An 11,369-nucleotide genomic window follows, 5' to 3' on the forward strand; every position below is an offset into this window, starting at 1 on the left:
TCATGAAAAAGTGGATCGCATCGGTGACCGCGGCGGTGATGGCGGCCAGTCTCCTGATCGCCACTCCCGTTGCCGCGAAGCCCGCACCATGGCGGGCGCCCGCCATCCAGAACGAGAAGTCGGTGCCGGTCAAGGACTTCGTGCCGCGCGGCCAGCGTGCCAAGCCGGCGGCAGCAGCGAAGCCGGCGACGGTGGCCTGGCCGGCGCCCGGCGACGCGTCGGTGTCCCTGAGCCGTTCCCGTACCAGGGCCGGGAAGCTGCCGGTCTCGCTCGCCGCGGCTAGCGCCGGCACGGCGAAGGTGCGCGTGCACGACCGGCTGGCCGCCGAGAAGGCCGGCGTCTCCGGCCTGCTGTTCACTGTGGACGCCGGGGCCGCGCGCTCGCCGATGTCCGTCGAGGTGGACTACTCGTCGTTCCGGCACGCGTACGGCGGCGACTGGGCGTCGCGGCTGCGCCTGGTGGCGTTGCCGGCGTGCGCGCTGTCCACTCCGGACCGCGCCGAGTGCCGCACGGCCACACCGCTGCCGACGACCAACGAGGTCCGCTCGGGCACCCTGAGCGCGAACGTGGCCGCCGGCGCCGCCACCGTGCTCGCCGCCGCGGCGGCCCCGTCGGGCAGCGCGGGAGACTACAAGGCGACCGCCCTGTCGCGCTCGTCGTCGTGGGAGGTCGGCGGCGCGGCCGGCGACTTCTCCTGGTCGTACCAGATGGACACGCCACCGGCGTTCGGCGGCCCCGCGCCCGACCTGGACCTGCGGTACAACTCCAGCGCGGTCGACGGCCGCACCGCCAGCACCAACAACCAGACGTCCTGGGTGGGCGAGGGCTGGGACCTGACCGAGGGCTTCGTCGAGCGGCGCTACAAGTCCTGTTCGGACGATGTCACGACCACGACCAAGCCGTACGACCTGTGCTGGGAGACCGACAACGCGTTCCTCAACCTGGGTGACAAGACCGCCGAGCTGGTCAAGGACGCCAGCAGCGGCACCTGGAAGCTGCGCAACGACGACGGGTCCAAGGTGGAGCGGCTGACCGGCGCCACCAACTGGGACAACGACGGCGAGTACTGGAAGCTGACCACCACGGACGGCACGCAGTACTTCTTCGGCATGCACCGGCTGCCCGGCTGGACCGACGGCGCGGCGGTGACCCAGTCGGTGTGGACCGCGCCGGTCTACGGCAACGACTCCGGCGAGCCGTGCCACGCCACGACGTTCGCCGCCTCGCACTGCACGCAGGCCTGGCGGTGGAACCTCGACTACGTGGTCGACCCGAACGGCAACGCGATGTCGTACTGGTACTCGAAGGAGTGGAACTACTACGGCCGCAACCGCGTCGCCACCGACGACACCGCGTACGTGCGCGGCGGCTACCTGAGCCGGATCGACTACGGTCAGCGTTCGGACACCGTCTACAGCGCGGCGGCGCCGGCGCAGGTGGTCTTCGGCGTGGAGGAGCGGTGCGCGGCGGGCGCGACCTGCGGCACGGCGACCATCACGAAGGACACCGCGAAGAACTGGCCGGACGTGCCGTACGACCAGAACTGCAACGAGGGCGCGACCTGTACCGACCTGTTCGCGCCGACGTTCTGGTCGCGCAAGCGGCTCAAGACGGTGACGACGCGGGTCCTGGTCTCCGGCACCACGTACAAGGACGTCGACGCCTACACCCTCGGGTACGCGTTCCGGGAGCCCGGCGACGGCACCTCGCAGCAGCTGTGGCTGTCGTCGATCGCGCATAGCGGCAAGGTGGGCGGCACCGCGCCGGTGCCCTCGGTCACCTTCGAGGGCACGCAACTGGAGAACCGGGTCGACGCCGAGGAGGGCATCCCGCCGATGTACCGGTGGCGCCTCACCGACGTGTACGACGAGTTCGGCGGGCACGTGCGGGTGAACTACTCGGGCAAGGAGTGCGCGCGGGCGAGCGTGCCGGCGCCGGACTCGAACACCAAGCGGTGCTTCCCCCATTACTGGACGCCGGAGGGCGCCAGCGCGCCGAAGCTCGACTGGTTCCACAAGTACGTCGCGGTGCAGGTGTTGCAGGACGACCAGTCCGGGGTGGCAGGGATCGAGCAGACCGACTACGAGTACGTGGGCGGTGGCGCGTGGCGGTACGACGACAACGAGTTGACGCCGGCCAAGTACCGGACGTGGAGCGAGTGGCGCGGGTTCGCGCGGGTCAAGGTGACGCATGGCGCGCCGGGCGACGTGCGTTCCCAGACCGAGACGCTGTACTACCGGGGCATGGACGGCGACAAGCTATCCAGTGGTACCCGTAGCGCGTCGCTGACCGACTCCGAAGGCGTGGCGGTCACGGACCACGAAGCGCTCGCCGGACAGCCCCGCGAGCTCATCACCTACAACGGGCCGGGCGGCGCGGTGCTCGACGGGGAGATCCGCGACTACTGGATCTCGGCGGCCACCGCGACGCGCGGCTCCACCAAGGCGTACCTGAGCGACGTGTCGAAGAAGCGCAACCGGCTCGCGCTCGCCGCGGGTGGCTGGCGCCGCACCGAGGAGCAGACCTCGTACGACTCGTACGGCCTGCCGATCCAGGCCAACGACCTGGGCGACACGTCGAGGAGCGACGACGACGAGTGCGTGCGCACGACATACACCACAAGGGACACCACGAGGTGGCTGATCGCGTTCCCGGCGCGGGAGGAGCGGGTCTCGGTGGCCTGTGCGGCGACACCGTCCCGCCCGGGCGACGTGCTCTCGGACGTGCGCACGTTCTACGACGGCTCGACCACCGCGGGTGCCGCGCCGACCAAGGGTGACGAGACGCTGACCCAGGAGCTGGCCTCGTACTCGGGCACCACGCCGGTGTACGTGCAGTCGACCCGGGCGACCTACGACATCTACGGCCGCACGCTGGACAGCTTCGACGCGCTGGACCGCAAGACCAGTACCCGGTTCACGCCGCCGACCGGCGGCCTGGCGACCAGCAGCACCCTCACCAACCCGCTCGGGCACGTGGTCACCACCACGTACGAGACGGCGTGGGGCGAGGAGACCTCCATCGTGGACGCCAACGGGCGGCGCACCGACCTCACCTACGACCCGCTCGGCCAGGTGACCGCCGTGTGGCTCGCCGACCGGTCCAAAGCGGACGGCCAGACGCCGAACGAGAAGTACACGTATCTCGTGCGCACCGGCGCGCCCAGCGTCATCACCACCGAGGCGGTGCGCGACGACGGCGGGTACGACGCCGAGTACGAGTTCTTCGACGGCAGGCTGCGGCAGCGCCAGACCCAGAAGCCGGCACCCGACGGCGGCCGGGTCGTCACCGACACCTTCTACGACTCGCGTGGCCTGAAGGCCAAGACGAACGATGTGTACTGGAACGAGGGGACGGCGGGCACCACGCTCGCCACGGTCACCGACAACACGGTGCCGGCGCAGACCGTCTACGTCTACGACGGCGACGAGCGGGAGACGACCGAGATCTTCCGCTCCTACGGCACCGAGAAGTGGCGGACGCTGACCACGTACGGCGGCGACCGGGTCTCCGTCATCCCGCCCGCCGGCGGCACCGTCACCACGACGATCAGCGACGCCGCCGGCAAGACGACCGAGCTGTGGCAGCACACCGGGGCGACCACGGCCAGCGGGTACGACGCGACGAAGTACACGTACAACCGCGCCGGTGAGATCGCGAGCGTCACGGACGCGGCGGGCAACGTGTGGAAGTACGGCTACGACCTGCGCGGCCGCAAGACCAGGGACGAGGACCCGGACAAGGGCGTCACGACGTACACGTTCGACAACGCCGACCAGGTGCTCACCGCGACCGACGCGCGCACCAGGACGCTCGCGTTCAGCTACGACGCGCTGGGCCGGCGCACGGCCATCCACGAGGGTTCGACGTCCGGGACGAAGCTGTCCGAGTGGACGTACGACACGCTCGTGAAGGGCAAGCTCACCTCGTCCACCCGGTACGTGAACGGCAGCGCCTACACCACCGCGGTCAACGCCTACGACCCGATGTACCGCTCGCTGGGCTCGACGGTGTCGATCCCGGCGGCGGAAGGCGCGCTCGCCGGCAGCTACCGGGTCAACAACGGGTACACCGACACCGGCCAGCCGCTGCTCGTCAGCTACCCGGCGGCCGGCGGCCTGGCGGCGGAGACGCTGCGGTACGGCTACGACGCCCACGACCGGCTCGTCACCGCCCAAACAGGACTGTCCACGTTGCTCACCGGCACGACGTACACGCCGTACGGTGAGCCGGCGCAGTACACGCTGCAGGCGGTCACGGGTAAGCAGATGGTGCAGACGCTCATGTACGACGACGCGACGCGCAAGCTCAGCCGGACCATCGTCGACCGGAACGTCTCGCCCACCCGCCTGGCGGACGTGAACTACAGCTACGACGCGGCGGGCAACGTCACGAAGATCGCCGACGGGTCTGACGTGCAGTGCTTCACGTACGACTACCTGAAGCGGTTGTCGAGCGCGTGGACGGCGACGAACCAGTGCGCCACCGGCCCGAGCGCGTCTGTCCTGGGTGGACCGGCGCCGTACTGGCAGGCGTGGACGTACGACAAGACCGGCAACCGGCTGACGGAGACCGACCACAAAGCCAACACCACCAGCGGCTACACCTACCCGGCCGCCGGCGGGATCCGGCCGCACGCGCTCACGAGCGTCACCACCAACGGTCAGACCTCCAGCTACGGCTACGACGCCGCCGGCAACACCACCACGCGGCCGGGGCAGGCCCTCACATGGGACGCCGAGGGGCACCTGGCCACGGTGACGGAGAACGGTAAGACGTCCGAGTTCCTGTACGACGCGGAGGGCAACCGGCTGCTCCGCAAGGACGCCGACAAGGTGACCCTCTACACGGAGGGCACCGAGCTGGAGCTGACGAAGGCGACCAACGCGGTCGAGGCGACCCGGTTCTACCAGCTGGGCGGCGTGACGGCGGTGCGCTCCACGGGCGGCGGCCTGTCGTTCGAGGCCAAGGACCGGCTGGGCACGGCCCAGCTCTCCGTCGACGCGGACGACCTGGCGGTGACGCAGCGGCGGTTCCTGCCGTTCGGCGAGCAGCGCGGCGCGGCACCGGCGAGCTGGCCGACGGAGAAGGGCTACATCGGCGGCACCGTCGACGAGACCGGCCTGACCCACCTCGGCGCCCGGGAGTACGACCCGGACCTCGGGCGGTTCATGTCGGTCGACCCGGTGATCGACCACAACGACCCGCAGCAGATGAACGCGTACGCGTACTCGAACAACACCCCCGTCACCTTGCACGACCCCGATGGCCGGTGGGCGGTGCTGCCGGGCGGTCACTACTGCGACGGCTGCAGCGGCGACTACGTCCACAAGCCTTCCAAGTCGAAAAAGAAGAAGGCGAAGAAGAAGAGCAGCAAGCGGACGACGTACTACTGCGACAGCTGCAACTACTACAAGCAGCGGCCCGCCAAGAAGGTGTACCCGGGCGACCTGCGCGCGCACGACAACCGGATCGCGGCCGAGGCGCGCCGGCTGGCCCGGGAGTACGCCGCGAAGAAGGCCCGCGAGGAGGCGGCCAAGAAGGCCAGGCAGGCCGCGAAGAAGGCGGCTCAGAAGAAGTGGAACGCCTGCGTGGCCCAGTACGGCGCGCAACGCTCGGCGAAGTGCGGCAGCCGCCCCATCGCGGCCAAGTCGAGCGGCGGCGGCATCCTCGACCACCTCAAGAAGCGCCTCTTCTCCGAGTGGTCGCTGTGCCAGGGCCACAACTGCACGAAGATCAAGATCCAGGACGGCAAGTTCCGCTTCGGTATCGCCCGGCAGCTGAAGTCGTCGACACCCGGCATCGACACGCTGTTTCCGAACTTCGGCTACTCGGCGAAGGCCGGCAACCGCGAGAAGCAGAGCATGTCGATCACGGTCGGCCGGTACTCGGTCGGCTGGGGCGTCAAGGACAACGGCCTGATCAACTTCAACGACTGGGAGGTCAAGGTCTCCACCAATCCCAAGGGAGGCTGGTTCGGGCCACGGGAGATCAACGTCTCGTTCACCCGCTCCCTGTTCGAGTACTTCCCCTGACGCGGGGCGGTCCGCGGGGAGGTTGTGTGGCCGCGGAGGGTGAGGCCGCGGGAGCAACGGGCACCGCGCACGGCGGACGCCGCGGTAGCTCAAGGCCAATTCGAGTCGCTGACGGGCCAGCGCGACTACACGCGCAGGCCGAGCGGACCCGCAGCGACCTGCTGGCCTACTACGCGCAGCTGCCGCGCGGCGAAGGCTTCGGCAACGGCCGTGAGGCTCGCCGCACCTTCGAGACGATGGTGGCCGAGCACGCGAACCGGCTGGCCCGCTCGGGTACGCACACCGCTGAGGAGCTGACCACCCTGCTGCCCGAGGACCTGCCCGACGAATGGACCGACCGTTCAGCCGCTATGGCGTGAAGAAGTCGGCGAGTGCGCGCGCGACCTGGGCGGGCGCGTTCTCGGTGGGGATGTGCCCGGCGTTCGGGATGCGTATGAGGGTGGTGTGCGGCATCTCCGCGGCGAACCGCTCGGCGTACTCCACCTTCTGGAAGCCGTCGTCCTCGCCCCAGATCAGCAGCTTGGGTGTCGCGTCCTGCCGCAGCGCGGGAACGGCATCGCGGGTGTACCGGTTGTCGGCCGCGCCGGCCAGGGCCATCCAGGAGCGGCGTACCCGGGCGTCGGCCCACGGATCCAGATAGTCCGCGATCCGCTCCTCGGTGGCGGCACCGGCCAGGGCCGCTGTCACGGCTTGCCGGCGGGCGGCGAGAATCTCGTCGGCGGTGATGGCGGCGACGACCCGCGGGTCCCGGAACCGGGCCACGCCGGCCACCGGCCAGGAGTCGTAGGTGACCGAGTTGACCAATGCCAGCCGGGACACGTCCAGCCGATCGTGGACGAGCAGGTGCTGGGCGATGGCGCCGCCGATGTCGTGACCCGCCACGGCGATCGGCCCGGAGAGCCGCAGCGCCGCGGCGAAGCGCGCCACCCAATCCGCGAGGGCGGGGACCGTGCCCGTTTCGAGGGTGAGTTCGCCGTCCGAGCGCCCGAGTCCAGGCAGGTCGACCGCGATGGGTCGCAGCCCCGCCGCGGCGAGGCGGTCCAGCACCGGCAGCCAGACCCGGCTCCAGTACGTCCCGTGCAGCAGCAACACGGCCGGGCCGTCCCGCTCCACGGTCAGGTAGCTGGCCATCTCGCCGTCGACCTGGATCTCGGTCCGCAGCACTGTCGTTTCGACGATCTCGCTCATGGGTCCACTCTGACGGGGGTCAGCCTTCCCGCCGAGAGTCTGGAAAGACACCCTTGGGTACATTCCTGCCATGACCCTTCACCGGGTGGTGGCCCTGGTCAGCGCGCCGCAGCCGCCCTTCGAGCTGGCCTGTGCCTCCGAGGTCTTCGGCACCGTTCCGGAGGGCGCGCCGCCCAGCTACAGCTTCCGGATCTGCGCCGAGCGCCCCGGACCCCTGCCGACCACCGCCGGCTACGCGATCCTCGTCGAGGCAGGGCTGTCCGCCCTACAGGAAGCGGACACCGTGGTCGTCCCCGGCCGGCAGCCGCCCGACGCAACCGTGCCGCCAAACGTCGCCGAGGCGCTGCGGAGCGCCCACCGGCGCGGGGCCAGGATCGTCGCCATCTGCACGGGGGCGCACGTCCTCGCGCAGGCCGGACTGCTCGACGGTCGCCGTGCCACCACCCACTGGCGCAGCGCCGCCCGGTTCGCGGCCGCCTTCCCCGAGGTGCGAGTGGATCCGGACGTGCTCTTCGTGGACCACGGCGACGTGGCGACCAGCGCCGGGACCGGCGCCGGCATCGATCTGTGCCTACACCTGGTGCGTTCCGACCACGGCGCGGCGTACGCCGCTCAGGTCGCCCGGCGCATGGTCCTGCCACCGCACCGGGAGGGCAGCCAACTCCAGTACGCCGCACACCCCGCACCGGCCAGGGCGGACGAGTCGCTGGCGCCACTGCTGGAGTGGGCCACCTCCCATCTCGACACCCGACTGACCATCGACCACCTCGCCGAACGCGCCGGACTGTCCAGCCGCACCCTCGCCAGGCGGTTCACCGAACAGCTCGGCACCAGCCCGGGACAGTGGCTGCTCGGCCAACGCCTCAACGCGGCACGGATACTGCTGGAACAGACCGACCTTCCGGTGGAGGCCATCGCCACCAGGGTCGGACTCGCCTCGGCGGTCAACCTGCGTCGCCGTTTCCGGGTGCATCTCGGCACCACGCCCGGCAGTTATCGACGGACCTTCAGCGAAGCCTGATCTTCAGTCGAGGCAGAACTCGTCGCCCTCGGGGTCGGTCATCACGATGTGGCCGAAACCCATCGGGGGCTCCTCGCCCTGCAAGCCGGGCGCGGCGCGGACGTTGAGGTGGACGCGGTTCTTGGCGGACTTGCCCTCGGCCTCATAAGGGAACAATCGGACATCTTGCCCGGGGTATCAGAGGGCAATCGTGAGGAACCAAGAACCGAGTGCGGGTGCTCAACAGTCCCACGACCTCTGGCGCGTGTATTGGGAACATGCGAACGTGAAGTTCGCTGAGGTGATCGCCTGCGTCAACGGCGTCAGCACTCCGATCTTCGGGGTCTCGTGAACGCCGCCGACTGTGGACGTCAGCGTTGCCCGCAGGGTCATCGCGTTCATCGAGACGCGTCGTGTGCGGTTTTCGACGTACTCGAGGCGGTTGGGTCTGTCGCGTCCTGTGGCTTTGCCAGGCGGCGCACTCGTGGTGTGAGCATTGGCAGGGCGGAGATCGCGAGGCCGATTGTGCCCACCGTGACGCCCAGGTGCGGGGTGAAGGTGGAGCCGAGGATGCCGCCTGCGGCGCTACCGATGGGGATGGAGCCGAACATCAGGAACCGGTAGCCGCCGTTGGTGCGGGCGACCTGGTCCTTGGGTACCACGATCTGTCGCAGGGTCGTGGACAGGACGTTCGCGCAGCCCAGCCCGAGGCCGGACACGAGTTGGATCGCGCCGAGCGCGATCGCGAACGGCGGGCCGGATCCCGGGATCAGGGGGATGGCCAGTGGGGCGCCGGTGGAGAAGCAGAGTGCGGTGGCGAAGGTGCCGCCGAAGGAGAGCCACCGAAGGACCCCTGTCGCGAGCAGCGTGCCGGCAAGGGCGCCGACTCCGGCGCAGCTGAGAGCGACGCCGTAGGCGCCGGCGGACAGGTCGCGCTGCTGGATCGCCCAGATAAGCAGGTTGATGGTGAGAATCTGCGCGGTGGCGTTGTAGAGGGCCGCGTGCGTGGTGAGTGCGCGGAGGTGGACGTTGCGGAGCAGTAGGAGGATTCCGTCTCGCACCCGCCCTCGCTGGGCAGTGACGTGGTCGTCGCCGCCGCGTGTCCGGTTGAGCCAGAAGGCGCTTGCCAGGTAACAGGTAGCGTCGCAGAGAAGCGCCGCTGGTGCTCCCAACGTCTGTACGAGCACGCCAGCCGTCCCCGGGCCGGCTATCTGTGACACCGTGGCGGAACCCTGCACGGCCTGGTTGGCTGCCTGCAGGTCCTTTTCGGACACGAGCGTCGGAATGAGGGCGAAGCCGCTGATGTCGGAGAAGACGGTGATCGTCCCGGACGCGAACGTGACGGCGATGACCAGCGGCAGGCTAAGCGTGCCGGTCCACCACGCGACTGGTACCACCATCAGCAGTAGTGCCCGCAGTACGTCCGACCAGATCATCACCGGCCGTTTCCGAATCCGCTCGAGCAGGTGACCGGCCAACAGCGGGAAGATCAGGTTGGGCAGGAACGTCGCGGCCGCGACTGCGCTGACGCCTGCAGGGCCGCTGCCGAGACTGACCGCAGCGACCAGCGGCAGCGCGAACGCGGTGACCTGACTGCCACCCAGCGACACCGTCCGGCTCAGCCAGTACCAGCGGAAGTTCGCGTCTCGTCCAAGCAGAGTTGCCACCATCCCATTCCAATCCTCATGGGCTCATACGCTGAAGACCGTGAGACTGTGTCATGCTAGATTCTCACGGTCAAGATGGTCCGAACGCATGAGAGGGTGGTGGCTGTGGAGAGGTTCGGCTTCATCGGCGGGCATCCGGCGCTCGACTTCGTCAACACCCTGCACTGGCGCCTGGCCCCGAGCCGCCACTTCGATGCCCTAACAACGTTCGACGACCTGGTGACCTGGTCCTCACGTGCCGGCATCCTCGACGCACGCGAGACCGCCACGCTGCGGTCGGATGTCCGTGGCGTCGCTGCCGACGCGGTCGACGACGCACGAGGACTCCGGGAAGCGATCTACGAGGCAGCCATGTCGCAAGACGTGGCCGACGCCCTGGCGCATGCCTTCACGGCAGGGCTCCACCGTGCGCGGCTGACGCGCGGCAACCGGCGCTGGGCGTGGCAGGACGTCGAACTGGGCCCGAACACCCCGGCCGACCGGCTGGCCCGGTCGGCTGTCGAACTGCTGACCAGCGAGAGGTCCGCGGCGATCAGGCAGTGTGCGGACGCGGAATGCGGCTGGATCTACCTCGACACCAGCCGAGCCGAGAACCGGCGCTGGTGCTCGGCGTCCGGGTGCGGCGACCGCAACCGAGCACGCGACTACTACCGGCGCCGCACTGCGGCCGCGGCCGACACCTCATCACCCAGTACCCGCCGTCCCGGAGAACGGAAGCCATGAGCACCATCGCCAACCTGACCATCCACTGCCACAACGCCGAGTTGCTTTCCAGTTTCTGGGCCCAAGCGCTCGGATGGGACCGGAAAGTCGGCGCCGACGGGTCGGCCTCGCTGACCGACCCGTCCGCGCCGAACACCATCTGGTACCTGGAGAACGTCGCGGACCTCGAGCCCGCCACGGGCCGCTGGCACGTCGACCTCAAGGCCCAAGGCAGACCCGAAGCGGAGATCGACCGCCTGCTCAACGCCGGAGCGACGCAGGTGAACCAGTTCCCGGGCTGGACCGTACTGGCCGACCCGGAAGGCAACCGATTCTGCGTACTCCACTGACGGATCGCGCCGTTCGAGCCAACTCCACCGCAGGAGCCGCCCGCGCTGCTCGACCACATCGCCGAATCACTCGGGGACGATGAGGAGAAACTCCATCGAGCGGCGCCATGTGTACGCGCATGAGTCCGGGCTCATCCACGCCGCCCTGAGCCCAGACGCGCCGCCCGCCAACGGGCCCGCGCGACCATAGGCATCGACGGGCTGGTCCAATACCGACTATCCGTGACAGCCGGTCTCAGCAGCCAAACATCAGACGGGATCACCACAGGCGATGCCGTAGCCGGGACGATGAGGCGGTACTTGGTTCGTCGGGTTTCCCCTCTCCGAGACGCGGGAGCAAACGCGGACCGAGACGCGGGGCAGACACTGCCCGCCATACCGCCACGCCAGAGGCGACCGGGTGGGCAGTCCTACCAGTGCTCCATCC

8 protein-coding genes are annotated in these 11,369 nt (G+C 69.4%); 5 read left to right on the forward strand and 3 right to left on the reverse strand.

Annotated features, from left to right (window positions below; all coding sequences use genetic code 11):
- Nucleotides 1-2 precede the first annotated feature (2 nt).
- Both QMG73_RS23155 and QMG73_RS23160 read left to right on the forward strand, forming a co-directional pair.
- Nucleotides 3-6,035: an RHS repeat-associated core domain-containing protein gene (locus QMG73_RS23155; protein ID WP_281898926.1), complete on the forward strand. Its 6,033-nt coding sequence runs from the start codon at nt 3-5 to the stop codon at nt 6,033-6,035.
- Between the two features lie 26 nt (nt 6,036-6,061).
- Nucleotides 6,062-6,394 carry a hypothetical protein gene (locus tag QMG73_RS23160; RefSeq protein ID WP_281898928.1) on the forward strand — a complete coding sequence of 111 codons (333 nt, stop codon included), beginning with the start codon at nt 6,062-6,064 and terminating at the stop codon, nt 6,392-6,394.
- On the opposite strand, the gene QMG73_RS23165 is transcribed toward QMG73_RS23160, so the two are convergent.
- Nucleotides 6,384-7,223: an alpha/beta fold hydrolase gene (locus tag QMG73_RS23165; RefSeq protein ID WP_281898930.1), complete on the reverse strand. Its 840-nt coding sequence runs from the start codon at nt 7,221-7,223 to the stop codon at nt 6,384-6,386. The two genes, QMG73_RS23160 and QMG73_RS23165, sit on opposite strands and share 11 nt — an antisense overlap.
- Before the next feature lie 70 nt (nt 7,224-7,293).
- On the opposite strand from QMG73_RS23165, the gene QMG73_RS23170 reads away from it, so the two are divergent.
- A complete protein-coding gene (locus QMG73_RS23170) occupies nt 7,294-8,244 on the forward strand; it encodes a GlxA family transcriptional regulator (protein ID WP_281898931.1) in 951 nt (316 codons plus the stop codon).
- Nucleotides 8,245-8,247: 3 nt separating this feature from the next.
- Here the strand turns inward: QMG73_RS23170 and QMG73_RS23175 are convergent, their stop codons facing one another.
- Together QMG73_RS23175 and QMG73_RS23180 are read right to left on the reverse strand one after the other, a co-directional pair.
- Nucleotides 8,248-8,400: a hypothetical protein gene (locus tag QMG73_RS23175; RefSeq protein ID WP_281898932.1), complete on the reverse strand. Its 153-nt coding sequence runs from the start codon at nt 8,398-8,400 to the stop codon at nt 8,248-8,250.
- Between the two features lie 221 nt (nt 8,401-8,621).
- On the reverse strand, nt 8,622-9,893 hold the full coding sequence (locus QMG73_RS23180) for an MFS transporter (RefSeq protein ID WP_281898934.1): 1,272 nt from the start codon (nt 9,891-9,893) through the stop codon (nt 8,622-8,624).
- 102 nt (nt 9,894-9,995) lie between these two features.
- Here QMG73_RS23180 and QMG73_RS23185 point away from each other — a divergent pair, with 102 nt between their 5' ends.
- Both QMG73_RS23185 and QMG73_RS23190 read left to right on the forward strand, forming a co-directional pair.
- Entirely contained in the window at nt 9,996-10,613 is a 618-nt protein-coding gene (locus QMG73_RS23185; RefSeq protein ID WP_281898936.1) for a CGNR zinc finger domain-containing protein, read from the forward strand.
- A complete protein-coding gene (locus QMG73_RS23190) occupies nt 10,610-10,942 on the forward strand; it encodes a VOC family protein (protein WP_281898938.1) in 333 nt (110 codons plus the stop codon). The genes QMG73_RS23185 and QMG73_RS23190 overlap by 4 nt, the downstream gene beginning before the upstream one ends.
- Nucleotides 10,943-11,369: the final 427 nt, after the last annotated feature.

The sequence above is a fragment of the Phytohabitans aurantiacus genome (genome assembly GCF_027923225.1).
In the GTDB taxonomy this organism is placed as follows: domain Bacteria; phylum Actinomycetota; class Actinomycetes; order Mycobacteriales; family Micromonosporaceae; genus Phytohabitans; species Phytohabitans aurantiacus.